Origin of the sequence: Pseudoalteromonas sp. SR45-6 (assembly GCF_014163545.1) — a bacterium.
In the GTDB taxonomy this organism is placed as follows: domain Bacteria; phylum Pseudomonadota; class Gammaproteobacteria; order Enterobacterales; family Alteromonadaceae; genus Pseudoalteromonas; species Pseudoalteromonas rhizosphaerae.
Window position 1 is genome coordinate 24,051 of sequence record NZ_JACJDM010000016.1, and the last position, 17,595, is coordinate 41,645.

General features: G+C 40.1%; 17 protein-coding genes. 6 read left to right on the top strand and 11 right to left on the bottom strand.

From position 1 onward, the window contains the following. The first annotated feature begins 90 nt into the window (after window positions 1-90). Window positions 91-2,856 (top strand): two-component sensor histidine kinase BarA, encoded by a 2,766-nt coding sequence (gene barA / locus H5158_RS09295; protein ID WP_149981683.1) that lies wholly within the window; start codon window positions 91-93, stop codon window positions 2,854-2,856. Here barA and H5158_RS09300 read toward each other — a convergent pair. After that, window positions 2,853-3,782 carry a hypothetical protein gene (locus H5158_RS09300; protein WP_182718026.1) on the bottom strand — a complete coding sequence of 310 codons (930 nt, stop codon included), beginning with the start codon at window positions 3,780-3,782 and terminating at the stop codon, window positions 2,853-2,855. The two genes, barA and H5158_RS09300, sit on opposite strands and share 4 nt — an antisense overlap. A gap of 127 nt (window positions 3,783-3,909) precedes the next feature. Between H5158_RS09300 and H5158_RS09305 the strand changes: the two genes are divergently transcribed. Continuing rightward, a complete protein-coding gene (locus tag H5158_RS09305; protein WP_145240906.1) occupies window positions 3,910-4,377 on the top strand; it encodes a YcxB family protein in 468 nt (155 codons plus the stop codon). A gap of 26 nt (window positions 4,378-4,403) precedes the next feature. Here the strand turns inward: H5158_RS09305 and csrA are convergent, their stop codons facing one another. From csrA to ribA, 5 genes are all read right to left on the bottom strand, one after another. Continuing rightward, window positions 4,404-4,595: a carbon storage regulator CsrA gene (csrA, locus tag H5158_RS09310; protein ID WP_004587515.1), complete on the bottom strand. Its 192-nt coding sequence runs from the start codon at window positions 4,593-4,595 to the stop codon at window positions 4,404-4,406. Window positions 4,596-5,284: 689 nt separating this feature from the next. After that, window positions 5,285-7,885, bottom strand: a complete 2,601-nt coding sequence (gene alaS / locus H5158_RS09315; RefSeq protein WP_145240904.1) for an alanine--tRNA ligase — start codon at window positions 7,883-7,885, stop codon at window positions 5,285-5,287. A gap of 19 nt (window positions 7,886-7,904) precedes the next feature. Further along, window positions 7,905-8,357: a regulatory protein RecX gene (locus H5158_RS09320; protein WP_182718042.1), complete on the bottom strand. Its 453-nt coding sequence runs from the start codon at window positions 8,355-8,357 to the stop codon at window positions 7,905-7,907. 11 nt (window positions 8,358-8,368) lie between these two features. Further along, on the bottom strand, window positions 8,369-9,157 hold the full coding sequence (locus H5158_RS09325; protein WP_149981689.1) for a BPSS1780 family membrane protein: 789 nt from the start codon (window positions 9,155-9,157) through the stop codon (window positions 8,369-8,371). A gap of 78 nt (window positions 9,158-9,235) precedes the next feature. After that, complete coding sequence (gene ribA / locus H5158_RS09330) at window positions 9,236-9,859, bottom strand: GTP cyclohydrolase II (RefSeq protein ID WP_145240900.1); 624 nt, start codon at window positions 9,857-9,859, stop codon at window positions 9,236-9,238. A gap of 255 nt (window positions 9,860-10,114) precedes the next feature. Here ribA and H5158_RS09335 point away from each other — a divergent pair, with 255 nt between their 5' ends. Further along, entirely contained in the window at window positions 10,115-11,197 is a 1,083-nt protein-coding gene (locus H5158_RS09335; RefSeq protein WP_182739896.1) for an energy transducer TonB, read from the top strand. Window positions 11,198-11,271: 74 nt separating this feature from the next. On the opposite strand, the gene H5158_RS09340 is transcribed toward H5158_RS09335, so the two are convergent. The 4 genes from H5158_RS09340 to H5158_RS09355 all read right to left on the bottom strand — a co-directional run bounded on the left by H5158_RS09340 (window position 11,272) and on the right by H5158_RS09355 (window position 13,413). Beyond that, window positions 11,272-11,724, bottom strand: coding sequence for a low molecular weight protein-tyrosine-phosphatase (locus H5158_RS09340; protein ID WP_145240896.1), 453 nt, complete (start codon window positions 11,722-11,724; stop codon window positions 11,272-11,274). A gap of 72 nt (window positions 11,725-11,796) precedes the next feature. Further along, window positions 11,797-12,012 carry a TIGR02450 family Trp-rich protein gene (locus tag H5158_RS09345; RefSeq protein ID WP_149981694.1) on the bottom strand — a complete coding sequence of 72 codons (216 nt, stop codon included), beginning with the start codon at window positions 12,010-12,012 and terminating at the stop codon, window positions 11,797-11,799. Window positions 12,013-12,318: 306 nt separating this feature from the next. Next, window positions 12,319-12,837 (bottom strand): hypothetical protein, encoded by a 519-nt coding sequence (locus H5158_RS09350; protein WP_182718024.1) that lies wholly within the window; start codon window positions 12,835-12,837, stop codon window positions 12,319-12,321. A 69-nt stretch (window positions 12,838-12,906) separates the two neighbouring features. Beyond that, window positions 12,907-13,413, bottom strand: coding sequence for a DUF3087 domain-containing protein (locus tag H5158_RS09355; RefSeq protein ID WP_182739897.1), 507 nt, complete (start codon window positions 13,411-13,413; stop codon window positions 12,907-12,909). Between the two features lie 152 nt (window positions 13,414-13,565). On the opposite strand from H5158_RS09355, the gene H5158_RS09360 reads away from it, so the two are divergent. The 3 genes from H5158_RS09360 to H5158_RS09370 are packed head-to-tail and all read left to right on the top strand — an operon-like array spanning window position 13,566 to window position 15,395. Further along, window positions 13,566-14,204 (top strand): energy transducer TonB, encoded by a 639-nt coding sequence (locus H5158_RS09360; RefSeq protein WP_145240888.1) that lies wholly within the window; start codon window positions 13,566-13,568, stop codon window positions 14,202-14,204. 26 nt (window positions 14,205-14,230) lie between these two features. Continuing rightward, window positions 14,231-14,782, top strand: coding sequence for an RNA polymerase sigma factor (locus tag H5158_RS09365; protein ID WP_182739898.1), 552 nt, complete (start codon window positions 14,231-14,233; stop codon window positions 14,780-14,782). Beyond that, complete coding sequence (locus tag H5158_RS09370) at window positions 14,769-15,395, top strand: hypothetical protein (RefSeq protein WP_182739899.1); 627 nt, start codon at window positions 14,769-14,771, stop codon at window positions 15,393-15,395. Before H5158_RS09365 ends, H5158_RS09370 begins: the two co-directional genes overlap by 14 nt. 61 nt (window positions 15,396-15,456) lie before the next feature. Here H5158_RS09370 and H5158_RS09375 read toward each other — a convergent pair whose 3' ends face one another. After that, entirely contained in the window at window positions 15,457-17,256 is a 1,800-nt protein-coding gene (locus tag H5158_RS09375; protein WP_310736697.1) for a P-loop NTPase fold protein, read from the bottom strand. Between the last annotated feature and the right edge of the window lie 339 nt (window positions 17,257-17,595).

The window sequence follows — 17,595 nt, forward strand, 5'->3', positions numbered from 1 at the left end:
ACCTTAAATATTGATTCTACGAGGGTGATTGATTACTAGCTTATAAGTATATACTCTTTAACTAACTAATAATGATAACAACGTTCACTTATGACTAAACTTGGTTTGCGCGACTCAGTTTTAACGCTAACACTTATTCCCACAGTGATTATCGGATTACTACTTGGCGGCTATTTTACAATAAATCGTTACATTGAGCTTGATGAAATTTTATATCAGCAAGGTGCGACTATCTCAGAGCCACTGTCGATTGCCATTGAGCAGCCATTATTAGCAAAAAATAAACAGCTACTAAACCGTTTGATCAGCCATGCGCATAATAAACACTCACCAGCAATTAAAACCATCGCCATTTTTGACGAGCATAATGAACTGGTATTAACCAGTAACTATCACCGTGACTTTGATGATCTACTGCACAGTGAGTACTTGCAAGCAGGAAAAAACACCAAAGTAGTGCCCAGCGACCACCTAATTACATTTTTTACGCCGATCATCAACCACTCAACGCCAGACGCACAGTGGAATAATGCAACGTTTCAAACATCCCTTGGCACTGTGGTTATTCAGCTCAACAAAGACCAAGCGATTATTGGTCAGCAACAGGCATTATTAGTCAGCGGTATTGTCATTATTTTAGCCTTAGTGTTGGCGGCTATTTTAGCCATCAGGCTTAGCCATATGTTTATGACCCCATTAAATAAGTTAGTACTGGCTACCGACAAATTAATCGAAGGGAAAAGAGAAACCGGCCTAACCGCTCCGATGATGGGCGAGTTTGAATTATTACGCCAAGGGCTAAACACCATTTCTGATACTATGGTGATGCAAAAAGATGAAATGCAAAAGCACATCGATCAGGCGACCAGTGACTTGCGCGAGTCGTTAGAATTATACGAAACACAGAATATTCAGCTCAGTATTGCTAAAACCGATGCCCAAGACGCCAACCGCGTAAAATCGGACTTTTTAGCGAAAATGAGTCACGAACTGCGCACACCACTCAATGGTGTAATTGGCTTTACTCGTCAATTACATAAAACACCGCTTAATAAACATCAAAAAGATTACCTCGATACCATCGAACTCTCAGCCAATAGTTTAATGACTATCATCAGCGATATTTTAGATTTTTCGAAGCTTGAAGCAGGCGCCATGGAACTTGAGTCCATTCAATTTCAACTACGTGACACAATAAACGAAGTACTTACGCTACTGGCCCCCAGTGCGCATGAAAAACAATTAGAGCTATCGATTTATATCAACTCACTGGTGCCTGATAACATTACTGGTGATCCGACCCGCTTTAAACAAATTCTGATCAACTTGATTAGTAATGCAATTAAGTTTACTGAAAAAGGCTCAATTAAAATTGATGTTGGCCATCGTTTACTTGATGAAGAACGGACCTCAGTATTAGTGTCGGTAACCGATACAGGCGTTGGCATTCCAATGGATAAACAAGATGCCTTGTTCACTCCTTTTGGCCAAGCTGATTCAAGCATTACCCGTAAATTTGGTGGCACAGGCCTTGGCTTAATTATTACCAAGCACATAGTTGAAACCATGGGTGGCCGCATTACCTTAAACTCAGCACCTGGTAACGGCACCTGCTTTACTTTTAATGGTGTATTTAGGCTTCCAAGCCATATTTATAACAGCGACTTACCAAGTAGATCTCTTGCAAATAAACGTATTTTATACCTAGAACCGCATGAACATACCCATAATGCGGTGCTCTCTTTACTCACCGAGTGGCAAACAAGGGTTACTGCGTGCTTTGACCAAGAAACCTTTTTACAAGAGTTAAACAAAGAGTTTAATTACGATATTTGTATTATTGGTCATGTTGCCGCAGTTGACGAAATGCAACGCTTAAAAAGCTATATCAAAGCAGTCCGTGAATCGACTGACTACCTGTATTTAATGCTTAATTCGGTATCGCATAATATGCGCGAAGCATATATTGGCTGTGGTGCAGATGCGTGTTTAAGTAAACCGCTGAACCACCGCAAGCTCTGTGAAGTGCTTGCAGCACCTTATCGACTCGATCATCCCGTACACAATATTGAAGAAAATGACGAAAAGTTATTACCGCTAAAAGTATTAGTCGTTGATGATAATGATGCCAATTTAAAGTTACTTTGTACTTTATTAGAAGAGCAAATTGAAACTATCGATACCGCTCATAATGGCTCACAAGCCTATAGTTTGAGCAAAAGCCATAAATACGACATTATTTTTATGGATATTCAAATGCCAATTATGGACGGTATTACCGCCTGTAAACTGATCCTAGAATCATCCTTAAACGAAGATACCCCTATTATTGCAGTCACAGCACACGCCTTAGCAGGCGAGAAAGAGCAACTTATTACCGATGGCTTTAAAGGGTATTTAACTAAACCTATTGATGAAGATATGCTGAAACAAATTATCAGTGATCATAGTCCACAATCACCGCTGCGACGAGACAAAAGCCGCAATGAGCTAGTTGCTATTGAGCCTCCTTTTGTAAGCTCTTCACTGGATTGGCCATTAGCACTGCAACGTGCCGGCGGTAAAAACGAACTGGCGCTTGAAATGCTTAATATGTTGTTACTCAGTGTGCCAGAAACCCTGCGACTACTTGAAGAAGCAACCGCCAGCCAAGATTGCGAACATGTGCTAAGTATTATTCATAAATTTCACGGTGCTTGTTGTTACACTGGCGTACCCAAGCTCAAGGCACTCGCTGAAGCACTGGAAACCGCGTTAAAAGGCGATTGTGATTTAAGTTATATTGAGCCTGAGCTTTTTGAGCTGCAAGACGAACTTGAAAACCTGATGACCGATGCCGGCTTAGCCGAACATTAACGGCAGATCCGCTTAAGTGATTTACCACTTTTTAAGCTACTGATCTGCCAAGTTACATCTGTATCTTGTTGCACCAGACTTACTTTGGCAATGTCACTAAACATAAAATCACCGGGTACATTAAGTCGCGTTAAATTTTGTGATAATGGTTGCTGACAATAAGGGCCTGTATCACCGTGGATCACTAATACCGGCTTTTTTACTGTGTTTACAAATTCCGCCAAAGCATCGCGATACACTTTAAAACCATCACACTGTTCTGGCTGAGTTTTACTGCATGCTGGTTGTGCTGTTTGATGGGTGTAAATATCCGCCTGAAAAGCAATCACATAACCTTTGGCTGCTGAGTTTGCTTGCGCTAACCAGTTAAGGTTGTTGCCGTCTCTTGTATCAGCTTGTTGATAAGCAAGTTGTTTATCACTTTTTAGCACCTCTCGACGGCCATTGTGGGTGCCTGCAATATGCAGCGTTATAAACTCTACATCAGCGAACCGCCAACGCGCATTTTCGTGCATGCTAGGCTGTTGCTGAAAATCAACTAAGGTATTGGCTTTTTCAAGGTATTTATCATCAAACATCAAGGTTTTTAAAAATACCAAGCGCTCTAATTCATCATAACGAGGAGTTAAATTTTTGCGGTCGCAATCAGTCCATTCATTGTCACCGGGGGTGTAAATAAATGGCTGCGTAGTTAAAGAGGTAAGTAACTGTTTATGCTTCTCAAGCAACTCATTGGTGCAAGGCTCAGAACCGGATTTCATATCGCCAACATGGATCAAAAAAGCATGCTCAGTCGTTTTTATTTTTTTACCCAAAGCTCCTATTGGCGCTAAATTCATTTCATCAATTGGAGTATATGGCATATCCCCCATCACCAAAAACGCATTACTGGACAGCGCCCAAGTCAAACCAATTAAACTAAACATCACCATCCCCTATCACGCAAATAGATCTTAAGCTCTCATAGTAACAAACAAATGAACAGTTAAAAGAACGGCTTTTTGCGACTAAGCTTGCTAAAATAACCGCACAGTAATCCTGAATTTATTAATCATGTCATTTAGCACCACTTATACATTAGATAAACCCTACTTTTACGAATGTTTTGATGAGTCTCTGCCTTACAGCGCACAAGCAAAGCCGAAATATGTTTTTTTAGTATTATTGGTTAGTTTAGGACTTACAGCTATTTATTGGTTAGAAAAACACTATTTAGGAAATTTCTTGATCATGGCCGCAGTACTTGAATGTGTTGCTTTTTATTATCGCAGGCCTTGGTGGGTAACGCGGCAAATGCTTAGTCGAGCATCAGGCTCTGAGGCAACGTTAACTATTGATGAAAGCGGTTTTAAAAGCGAAAACCCACATAAAAGCTATCAGCTAGCATGGCAAGATATTGATGAAGTAATTTTTACTGTTCGCGGTATTATTTTAAAAAGTCGTCGCGGCATGCAGTACGTTTCAAACAGCGTACTGAGTGATGAGATTATTGAATACATAAAAAAAAGAGCCACTAAATAGTGGCTCTTTCATATCAATTAAATTGATTAAGCATTGCCCGGATTCGGGTTAGACTTTTCAGCTTGAATACGCATGTAAATTTCTTCACGGTGTACCGAAACGTCTTTAGGTGCATTAACACCAATACGTACTTGATTTCCTTTAACACCTAGTACAGTGACAGTTACTTCGTCACCAATCATTAGGGTTTCACCTACTCGACGAGTTAGTATTAGCATTCTCTTGCTCCCGTATTCCAATAAATTAAAAGATTCCGCGTCTGTATATTAAAGAAAATAAGCCTTAATAGTAAGTAAAAACTCTAAATCGATTCATTTTCTGTTAAAAAAACTCTTTATAATGCGCCTATTGCCAATTCTAAGTATGTTTCATCTATTCAAACTAATATTTTAATATCAGATCTTGATACGTGTTTACGTTAATCTATAAAAACAAACTTACTACACTAGGATATGATTTCATAGTCACTGCCTCAATGGCGACTTTAGTAACTGAGCAACCAACAGAAATTTCTTTACTGTTAATATAATGGTGGCTGTCATTTAATACTTCAAGTAGTTACTAAAATCTTTTCTGTGCACTATAACGGTAGTCGATATAAGCATAGCCTATTTTTTCAAAGTTATGATTAATCTTAACTATTTGGACGCAGTTATCGAGAAAAAGTTTCAATAAAAATTAGTTTTATCATCGCTGTGGAGAGTTTATGGGGATAGTTCCGAGTTTTTTCGTAATTAAGGTAAATCCAGTGGCAATAAAAAATGCGGTAGTGTGTATTTAGTAAGGTATGCCGTTTTAGCTATAAATTTAGGACGTGGCTTAGCTGTTAAAGCAGATTTAGAGTAAACACCTTAAGAGACTCAATTGAGCCTCCTAAAGTGTTAAATCAACTTTACGTACTGAGCTATTAAGTACGCTCAGTTAACCAAGCGGTTACGCTATCAAGTGCTGCAGTTAAGTTTTGCGGCTCAGAGCCACCAGCTTGCGCCATATCAGGACGACCGCCGCCTTTACCACCAACTTGTGATGCCATGTGATTTACCAGCTCACCGGCTTTCACTTTGCCAGTTAAGTCTTTAGTCACACCAGCAATTAAGCTTACTTTGTCGCCATCAGCAACACCAAGTGCAATAACACCTGAGCCAATCTTGTTTTTAAGGTCATCAACCATGCCGCGTAAGGCTTTTGATTCAGTGCCTTCAACGTTTGCCACAAGTAATTTAACACCGTTAATTTCAACAATTGAATCAATTAATGATGCACCCGCAGCACTGGCTAGCTTGTCGCTTAGCTGTGCTATTTGTTTTTCAAGCCCTTTCGACTTTTCAAGCAAGGCAGTTACTTTTTCAAGTACTGATGCGCTGTCGCCTTTAACAAGAGCCGCTACGTCGTTTAGGTGTTGCTCTTGCTCACTTACATAAGCAATTGCATCAGCACCTGTTACCGCTTCAATACGGCGCACACCGGCAGCAATACCGCTCTCAGAAACTATTTTGAATAAACCGATATCACCAGCACGATTTACGTGAGTACCACCACACAGTTCTATAGAGTAATCACCAATAGTCACTACGCGAACTTCATCATCGTACTTCTCACCAAATAACGCCATTGCGCCTTTTTCTTTGGCGGCATCGATTGCCATCAGCTCAGTATTTAGTGCAAAGTTACGACGGATCTCGTCATTCACAACTCGCTCAATTTCACGTAGTTCAGCTTTCGTGACTGCTTCAAAATGCGAGAAGTCAAAACGTAAACGTTCAGGGTCTACGAGCGAACCTTTTTGCGACACATGATCGCCCAATAACTGACGTAGTGCTTCATGTAAAATATGCGTCGCTGTATGATTCTTTTTAACACGATCACGGCGCTTATCATCAATGTTAGCGTCAACTTTATCATTCACACCAATACGCCCCATCACTGTTCCGTGATGCGCGAATGCATTACCAAGTTTAGTAGTATTAGTTACTGTAAACTCACCGCCAGCTACCGTTAATGTGCCGGTGTCGCCAACTTGGCCACCAGATTCAGCGTAAAACGGTGTGCGATCTAGTACCACAATGCCTTGTTGGCCATCTTCAAGTACTGATACAGCTTCACCTTGCGCGAACATTTCAATCACAGTGCCACTATAGTGCGTTGCGTCATAGCCTTTAAAGTCAGTGTGTTTGTCAGACTTTAATTGCTGGTTATAGTCAGCACCAAATTTACCAGCTTGTTGTGCAGTTTTACGCTGTACAGCCATGCACTCTTGGAAGCCTTGCTCATCAATCGTCATAAAGCGCTCACGCGCTACATCTGCGGTTAAATCGGCAGGGAAACCATAGGTGTCATATAATTTGAATACCAATTCACCTGGGATCACATCGCCAGTTAAATCAGTCAGGCTTTCTTCTAAAATAGCTAAACCACGCTCAAGAGTTTTGCCAAACTGCTCTTCTTCAATACGCAGTACTTTTTCGATGATTTCTTGCTGTTTTGCAAGCTCTGGATACGCTTGACCCATTTGTTCGATTAGCGCAGCAACTAACTTATAGAAGAACGAACCTTGTGCGCCAAGCTTGTTACCATGGCGAACTGCACGACGAATGATACGGCGCAGTACATAACCACGGCCTTCGTTTGATGGCATAACCCCATCAGAAATTAAAAACGCACATGAACGAATATGATCCGCCACTACGCGCAGTGATTTATCATCCATATCTTGTGCATTGGTAACTTCTGCAGCAGCTTTAATTAAGCCTTGGAATAAATCGATTTCGTAGTTTGAATGCACGCCTTGTAAAATTGCAGCAATGCGCTCAAGACCCATACCTGTATCAACAGACTGCTTAGGAAGCGGCTCCATCGTACCGTCGCTTTGACGGTTATACTGCATAAATACCAGGTTCCAAATTTCAATGAAACGGTCGCCATCTTCTTCAGGTGAGCCAGGAGGTCCGCCCCAAATCTGTTCGCCATGATCATAAAAAATTTCAGAACATGGACCACACGGGCCAGTATCACCCATTGACCAGAAATTATCTGAAGTAGCAATACGAATAATGCGATCTTCAGGCAAACCAATTTCGTTAGCCCAATAACCAAATGCTTCTTCATCATCATGATAGATAGTAACGAGCAGTTTTTCTTTCGGCAGTTTTACAACGTCAGTCAAAAACTCCCACGCAAACTTAATCGCGTCTTGCTTAAAGTAATCACCAAAGCTGAAGTTACCTAACATTTCGAAAAATGTATGGTGGCGTGCTGTGTAGCCTACATTTTCTAAATCATTATGCTTACCACCGGCACGCACACAACGTTGTGAGCTAGTTGCGCGGTTATAAGGGCGGCTTTCGGCGCCTAAAAATACATCTTTAAATTGCACCATGCCGGCGTTATTAAATAATAACGTCGCATCGTTACCCGGAATAAGCGAGCTTGATGGAACAATTTGGTGTTGTTTAGAGGCAAAAAAATCTAAAAACTGTTGCCTGATCTGTGCGGTAGTCATGTGCTGCATGTGAACGTCTCACCCATTTTTACTGTGCTTGCATTGCAAAATCTATTTGTTCGTAACTGAACCCTCGATACATTAAGTAGCGCACGCGCTTAGCTTTTTCTTTGTGATCGAAGTCGTCCTGTGAATTTGAATACTTCTTTAAATACGCATCCTGCGCTAACCCAAACCAATCAATTTCGAATGATTCAATCACACTTTCTAACAGTGCTCGGTCAATCCTTTTGCCCATGGCTTCGCTTTGAATACGTTTTAAGCCATGTTTTTTAGCAATGTGGCGACGTACAAAACCTTCAACATAACGCTGCTCATTTATAAAATTGTGCTCTTCACACCAATCTAATAAAGCTTCGATAAATTCAGGCGTCGCCTCTTTTTGCTGTAATTTTTGGGTTAACTCTCGACGCGAATATTCTTGGCGCCCGAGTAACCAAAGTACATAATTTTTTAACTTCTTTTGTAATGCTTCATCCATTTCTTCAGCCATTATGCGTCAAAACGACCGCTTTGATCATTATGCTGCGGCGCAACAGGCTCTGCCTCTGCAGGCGGTACGATCGGCATAAAAATAGCTTGATAAGAAACAAAAAAGCTAATGTAGCAAATTGGCATTAAAACCAACAGCGGCAAGAATGATAAAAACATTGAAAGCATCATCAAGCCTGCAGTAATTGCCCCATATACACTCAATGGTGCCATGTTGTGGTAAAACACCATAAGTGAGCTTTTTAGCACCTCAAAAATACGTTTTTGTTGATTAAAATAAACCAACGGCACTGCATAAGAAAAAGCCGTTAAATACACCGATAACGCAATTAAAAACAGCGCCAAATTTGCCATCGAGATGCTATCAATTACTTGCTGCAAGGCAATGTTAGGATCGACATTCGGATTACTCATAATCTCAACAGCTTCAGCAAATAAGCCAGCAGCTAACAAAGCCATCAATACACCGGCCGCCATTTGATAAAGCGCTAAACGAAGCAGCCCCATGCGATTACCTTTGGCGGTAAACGGTTTTAGGATATCGGCCAACATAATTTTGCCGCCTTGCTGTTTGGTGATCACCGCTTGATAAAACCCCGCAGTTAAAAATGGCGTGGCAATGGCTGCTATAATTTGTAAAAAAGGTAAAAATAGCGATAGTAAACCAATAATACCTATAAATAAGTGCATAAAAATAAAGGTAAAAGGCTGAGTTTTAAAAATAAGCCAGCCTGCTTTAAACCATTTCAGCCCTGCATCGGCCTTAAATACTCGTAATTCAATTGACATACTTGCTCTTAAATTAACAACAAAACACGCCGAGTATAACTCGGCGTTGGATGGGATTACATAGACGACAGCTTAAAATTACGGTTTTTTAATCTTCTTTATATCTAACATATGCGCACCATGCTTAATTTTCGTCTCTAGGTATGCTTTATTGCCCGCTAAACCAGCTTTAATGTGTGCATGCGTGCCAACCACTGATTCAACTTCAATACCTGCATCTTTCAAGGCATTAAGCTTTTTAGGATTATTGGTCATCAGCTTTACGTGAGCCAACCCCATCGCTTCTAGCATTAATACCGCGTCAGAAAAGTCACGTAAGTCATCAGCAAAGCCCAAATGATTATTTGCTTCATAGGTATTCATACCTTGTGATTGCAATACATAGGCGTCAATTTTATTGTATAAACCAATACCACGCCCTTCTTGGCGTAAATAAAGTAAAATACCACCTTGTTGATGCATCATTTCAATACATTCGTTGAGTTGTTCACCACAATCACACCGTGATGAATGAAATACATCACCGGTTAAACATTCAGAATGCATACGAATAAGCGGCACAGACTGCTCGCTATCAGCACGATTAAACACCAAAGCAACATGCTCTTGGCCATCTTTTAAATCGCTAAATGACACGATTTCTGCGGGTATATCACTGTTTTTGCCAACATTTAGCTGGACTCTAGCTCTTACTTGCGCCACGACAAATCCAAAATTAAAAAGTAATGCGATAATGCAAACGTGATAATATCACAAAAATAAACTGCATTGAAAATAATACAACACCGCAATGAGTAATAACTATATTGAGGCAGTTACTCGCAATTCAAGCATTGCCCTGCGCTAAATCGACAATTCCACCCCACCAAAAACAAAATTCTTACCCGATACTCTAAATCAATGACATAGTTGTACCTATTTGGTAGAATTTAATTAAACATAATAATAAGGAACATTATGAAAGCATCCTCTTTACTACTTTGTCTTGCCATCACCTATTCTGGTTATAGTCACGCCGATGAATCTATACATAGTCAATTTAAAATAGTTTACCAGCAATACCTTAATGCACAGCAACAAGGCAAAGGCGCAGAAGATAAAGCTGAACAAGCCTATTTGCTAGGTAAGCAAATCTATGGAGATAAATCAGATAACACTGCAAATTTAGCCATAAACTATGCTAATGAGCTTCATCAATACCCTGCAGAAAACAAACAAAAACGTTTTACCTTGTTTGAGCAGGCTTACACTATTTTAGCGGCTAATCATCCAACAAGTAGCATTGAACTCATCGATGCATTGCTTGGTATGGCAACCAATACTGATTCGGTAAATAGAGCCGACGCCCTATACAAACAAGTTATTGAAATCGCTGCAGTCCAAAAAGTCCCAAAATTAGTAGCAGATATGAAACTGGCTGCTGCACAAGGATTAGCGTATGGCTTTCAAGGGAAGAAATACAACCAAGCCAAACGTTACCTACTTGAGGCAGACGAGTTTTACAGCCAAAACTTACCTGAGAACTCAGTAGAGCGGATCAAAGCTGACTTTTTAGTTGCCGCTTTTGCAGAAGGTAAAAGACAATATTCTAAAGCGATTGAGCGTTTAAATCGAGTTGTAAGTGTATTTGATGATGCGCTTAGCTTCGATCATGAAACAGAGCTTAGCGCTCACTCTAAATTAGTTCACCTTTATGAAAAAACAGGTAAAAGTGACGAAGCGACCAAACATTGTTTAGCTATAGCTAAAATGGTGCCGTGGCAAGAAAACCAGCAACAAACCCCACTTTATCGTCAAGAACCTAACTACCCAGATAGTAAAGCAAGGTTTAGGCAAGATGGTTCAGTGCAAATGGAGTTTGACGTTAACACCGCTGGCTTTGTAAAAAATATCACCATCATTAAATCTGAAGGTGGTGAAGCATTTGAACAAGAAGCTATTAAAGCAATGGAAAAGTGGCGTTATGCCCCTAAGTTTGAAGACGGAAAAGCAGTGGTTGCAAAAGCTCAAGTGCAGCTAGACTTTAAAATTGGCAGGTAAATACACGTAATTACTAATAACATCAGTGTTTGTAATACTGTTTATAAACACGTTTTAAGCCCAGCATGACTGGGCTATTTTTGTAAGGTATCGAGTATTTTGTCACTGGCATCCTCGATTAAATCAAGTACCTGTTCAAAACCATTTTCGCCACCATAATAAGGGTCGGGGATCTCATCAACGCAGGTTCCATAAGCTAAAAATAACGACAGCTTATACTGCAAATGCGCCGGACAAAGTGCAGTTAGATCAGCTAAATTGGCTTTATCTGCAGCGAGGATCAAATCAAAGTACTCAAAGTCATGAGCGTTAACTTGTCGTGAACGTATCCCCTCAAAGCTATAGCCACGTTTAAGTGCCGCCGCTTGCGAGCGTTTATCTGGAGGATTACCAATGTGGTAGCCTGCGGTACCTGCTGAGTCAATTTCAAACTGTGATCCACGCTGTAATGCTTTAGCCTTTAACACCGCCTCCGCAGTCGGTGAGCGGCAAATATTACCTAAACAAACGATCAGTATTTTTTTCATGATTAAATTTCATCCACTAGCATCAACATGCATTCATAAGATACCAATAAAATTAAAACCTGCATACCAAGGTTACTTCCAACCTTGTAACCAGCGCTGTTGATCTTTTAAATCATGCCAATTTATTTCCATCGAACGCTTTGACATCACCGCTTCAATAACACAGCTGATAACAACGCCCTCTTCATCAAACTCCATATCGGTAATCATAAAATGCTTTTCTTTATTGACGGGTGAAACGGCCGTCCATTTACTGTTTAATAGTTTTCTGTGGTTAATTTTATTCATATGATTCCTATCTAACATCATTAAGCATTGATCATCGTGATACGTAAACACCACCCACTGCGTTTACATTTAACTGAATGAAATGTGATTTTACAGCTAACTAATCACAGCTGCATAGAGGTATAAGTCTGGCTCGACCATCAAGTGGGTTGTCTATTTTCAGGTAGTATTTACCAAGCAGGGTTGGAATTTGCGGTGCTAGTAAGAGGAATTAAATAACCAGTTACATCAGATGACTCACTATGTATTACAAGGTAGAGGTAGGCTTTAATTTATCACTAAAGCCTATATAAGCTAATGCAATTATTAAAATTCGTAACTAATACTCACGCCACCATCAGCGCGTTTTTCATTACTGTTGCTGCCTTCACCGTAGCCTAATTCAAAACGAACGCGCCAACCGCCTTCATTTAAACCACTAAAAAGGTAACTATAACTCACGCCTACACCGTTGGTCGTTTCTGTATCAAACATACCTGATAGTGCACAGCCAAAAATATTACCAAATGTCTCACCAATGTCTTTATCATCAGTATCCGAACACTCACGACCATCATCTTGTGCACCAATGGCGCCAACAACTAAGCCTAAAGCATGCTTTTTATCGCTCGTTAGCGCATGTTCAAACCCGACAGAAAAACCATCATCTAAGCCTATTTTATAGTTAGCATACCAGCGCTGTGTACCTTGTGCTGCTGATAATGATACCTCTGGTATAACAAAGTAAGGGTAGCCGCCACCGATTGAAAAATTAACATCGTTTGCATTAGATGAAAAAGTACAAATCGTTAGCAAAGCACCTAGGCAAAGCTTGTTTAATGTCATTAAAGTTCCTTTTAAGTTTTTTATTATAAAGCGAACGCTACTTTACACATTTTAGAAACAAAAAGGCAACTAAAATTGCTTCAAAATAACATCATCATAATCATCAACGTTTAACGTCACATTAAACTTAGCCGCCACACTGTCAAGCTCAGCTTGCTTAATAGCTAATTCATCCATGGTGATAGTGTTATCGTCTAGTTGCCATAATAACCGCGAGCCAGCATAACTATAATGAATTGCTAACAATGCTTGAGGATTTCCCTCTCGCCCCGCCGCTTTTAATTTTGCCATTTTTCGGGTGATTTTATTCAATGCTTGTTTGAGATCCCACACATACACCACTTCGGTCATATATTCATGTGTGCGGTATTTATTCAGCGCCCAGCCAATTGTTAGGCTAGTAATAACTACACCTATTAAATTCCAATGAAAATGACTGCCACTTTCATCAGGGAATAACGCGATTAGTAGTTGTGAGATTGCTAAACTGCCAATAGCCAACGCCAAGCCGCAGCCGATAATAACGCGGTTTAAATGCTTACGATAACGAGCTTTATCAATTTGAATAAGTTGCATAACTGCCTAATAAAATAAAAACCAAAATTCACAGCCGCCATTGTAACCAATGCCCATAAGCAAACACGAAACTTTTTAAAAATATTTCACCCCTTTTTAATCTAGCGCACGTTTTAGTGATGAATACCACTTAACTTATCGAGGATTTGCTTATGCAAACAGTAGCTTTACCACACACTAATCATGCTTTAAAAACATCAACGGCCATTGTTGGCGGTGCAGCCATGACCTTTGCGGCATTTGCATTTATGCAGTACTTAATTAGTGGCGAGCAACGCGCGCCAAGCTTTATTGATGACGGCATCATTGTAGAAATATTCCAAGCACCAGAAGATTCTAAAGTGCAGCACAAGCAAACCTTGCCGCCGCCACCTAAAATGCAAACGCCGCCTAAAGTGCCGCCGCGTACACCGCCAAGTACTGATACTAATATAGTAACAACCGCAATAACGCCAGATATAAGTATTGATAAAATAGGTGGCGATATAAAAGCTAACTTACAGCGACCAACCGGTGATGCGACCCCCATAGTACGTATAAATCCTAAATACCCGCCCATTGCCGCACGAGAAGGCATTGAAGGCTGGGTACAATTAAGCTTTAATGTATCTCAAACCGGTGAAGTAATAGATGCACAAGTTACTGACGCAGAACCAAAACGCATTTTCGACCGTGAAGCACTACGGGCAATTAAACGCTGGAAATACCGCCCAAAAGTGATTGATGGCGTAGCACAAATGCAAACTGGGCAAAGTGTACAACTTGATTTTAAGTTAGACCAAACGCAATAAAAGCTCATTAACGGATAAGGGTGCCTATGCTTACAAGCTTAAAGTCATGGTTTATTAGTCAGCCCAGTAACGACTACTTGGCTGACTACGCAAAAAGTGGCGACAATCGCCACTTAACTAAACTCGTTACTTTGTTTGGCAACGATTTATATCATTACTTAGTCACGCAAAGTAATGAGCAACTCGCCTTTGATATAAGCCAACAAACATGGTTAAAAGTGATGGAAAAACGCCATTATTATCAACCGCAAGACAACCCGAAAGCCTGGTTGTTCCGCCTTGCCCGTAATGCGTTAATCGATGAGTTTCGCAAACAACAGCGTTTTGTAGAATTAGAAGACGATACTGCAATTGCAGCACCTAATACTCAGCAAAGCTTTGATTACGAAGTCTTTAACCACGCTTTAATGCAACTAAGCTTTGTACAACGCGAAGCGCTCAGCTTACAGCAAGAAGGCTTTTCGCTTGAAGACATACAACAGATCACCCAAAGCAATCATGAAACCGTAAAAACGCGGCTACGTTATGCAAAACAAAACTTAAAAACATTATTAGGAGGCTACCATGAACAAGCATAACGAACAGTTTGAGCAGCAACTTAACCAGCATTTTAGTGAGCGTAAAAAACGCCACACACTGACGCCAGAACAACAGGCATTATTTACGCAAATGCCGAATCAAAAAGCTAATAAAAAGCCGACTCGATTTTTATTACCCCTGCAAATGACCGGCCTCGCCTGCGCTTTAGTAGTACTGGGCTTTACCGTGTTTAATACCACAGATAACAACACAGAACAACAACACACACTTAACAACACCTTTGCCGTACAGCAAAGCAGTTACCACTTTATAGAAGTACACCAAGTAGATAATGCGGGCAGTTATTCAAGTGAGATAACCCGCCAAAAACAACAACTCGATGACAAACTCGCCGCCGACCTGCGCCTACACCAACAACGCTATATAGAATACGGGCAATTAGTAAAAGTGGATAACGACTGGTACATCGCCAGCTGCCACAGCGAAGTACTCATTCAAATAAAAGACTCGCTATTGAATAACTTAAAAACCAAACACGCTATAGAGAGCAATATAATGAAAGGCGACATGCTCGCCATGGCCCACAACAGCCAAGGCCAGATCATAGCGCTTAAACATGCGGGAGATGGGGTAAAGATGTGTAGGGGGTGATTTTTACCACTGAGGGCACAGAGGCGCTGCGCTACACAGAGATTGTCAATTATCATGCTTATTAACTATCTCCCATATAATCTAACGGCGAAGATAGCTCTACAAAATCACGATAATGTTCTTTAGTAATTTGATCATATTTGTCTTTGATATAAATATAGTTTACCCAGGGGATTGTTACTTTTTGAGAAATTCCAGAAAGAATGTTAGCTAATTCCCTTTCAGCTTTTTCTAATTCAGAAATTCTGTCTTCAAAACCCGCATATAAGAAGTCAAAATCACTTTCAAAGCCATTAAAAATTTTACAAAAAATCTTTTCTATAAACTCAGATAATAATACTGGGTAGTTTCCCTTACAGTAATCATTTCTTTGATAGGTCATATTGCTAATATAGAATCTAGTAGTGTAAATTTCAGGGTCTATAAAATATAAAAGTTCAGTAGAAGCATAAATATCTAAAATTTGTCCCTCTAGGAACTCACTTAGACTAATTTTTCTAGGCTCACCTTTGTCATTTTTCCCTTCTCGTTTAAATCGTCCACTTATGATCTCTTCGTACAATGGATGATCTTTTTCATAGATACAGAACAAAGTAGCTAAAACAAGAATATCAACTTTTTTGCCGCTTGGTAAATTAGCAATAATTGCTGTAATACGCTCCGTAATTTGAATCGCAGCTCTCGCAGATACTTGAAAAGCATCTAATACAACTGAAATATTAGCGAACGCAGTTTCAGCTTTTTCAGTCTGAGGCAAGATTTGAATATTTCTGCTCTTGAGATATTCTGGATCAAACTTTGTTCTGTCAGCATGCACATTTAAAAAATCACTTAGTGCAGGTCGTTTTAAACTATAGCGGCTGTTAAAAAATCGACCTAAATATACCTTAGCATCAAACCCTTCTCCATAAACTGACTTAATTGTATGTTGGAGTTGCTCAGTATCTGTTGCCACAACAAATACGATACCTTTAACATCAAATATATGCTTTATAGTTTCGAGCATTTCCACAGCATAACTTGGGCGACAACGATCTAACTCATCGATAAAGACAAAAATAGGTAATTCTTTACCTTCCTGCTGCTCAAATTTACTGACCCAATCTGCTAGCTTAGACTTTATTACCTCGATGCTTTTACTTTTCGCTTCATGCTCTTTAATAAGGTTCTGAGCAAGAGCTTTAACTGCGGGTGAAAAAGCTGAGCTATTTTGTTTGCTAGATTCTACATTCTCAGTTTCTCCACCTTCATCATCTGAAAATAATAATGTATTTAACTCATTTAAATCGATACCAGTTATTTTTTTCGTTAACCCCTGTGCAATGGCGGGTGCAACCGCTTTAAATATCGACGCAGCTTTATTCGGAATAGTAATAGCGAAATTTGCCTGCGCACTAAGCTGCTTAATAATGCCAGCAATAACTGTTAGAAAAGGATCGTCTGAGTAATCTTGTTGCCAAGCATCGATATAAACAACCGGAAAGTTTTTGAGTTCCTGCGACCAGCGCTTGAGAAAATATGTTTTACCTGCGCCCCACTCGGCATTTAAGTTTATTACGTAGTTTCTCTTTTGCTCTTCTTGCGGCCTATTTTCGTCAAAACCTTCTTGAATTAATAATCTTGTGAGAAATGTTGCGTATCTAGCTCTATCTAACTTATCAGCGGAAAAGTACTCATCTATCTTACGATTTGGCGGTGTGCTCCAATCAAAGCCATTTATATCGGCCATCAAATTCCCTCTTAAATATATATTTTTTATATAGTGCCATACAAAGTCAGGTAAATATAATTCTTCAATAGATCTCATAGAAATGTACTGAGGAAGACCTTTTGTCTTGCCTTGAGCAAACTCTAATCTCACGTTTAACAACCTTCCCCCGTCATCACGCCCTGAAAATAAGTAATTGATGAGTAATATCGCGCATGGCAGGATTTTGTTCCCGACAAATCCTAAGTACCTACATCCATGTAGGCAATGCGCGATAACGCGAAACTAGGCCATGGGTGAAAAGCGCAGCTTTGAACGAGAGGCCATGGATGGCCGAACTGGGGAGCGTACAAGGATGTGTAAGTTGGCGAATAAACGGCGTTTACGTTCACATCAATTACTTATTTGAAGGATTAAGCGTGATGCTCGGGTGGAAAATATTCGCGGCTAAAGCCAGCTCCTACAGAGAGTCCAAAGAGGGGTCAGCGGCAG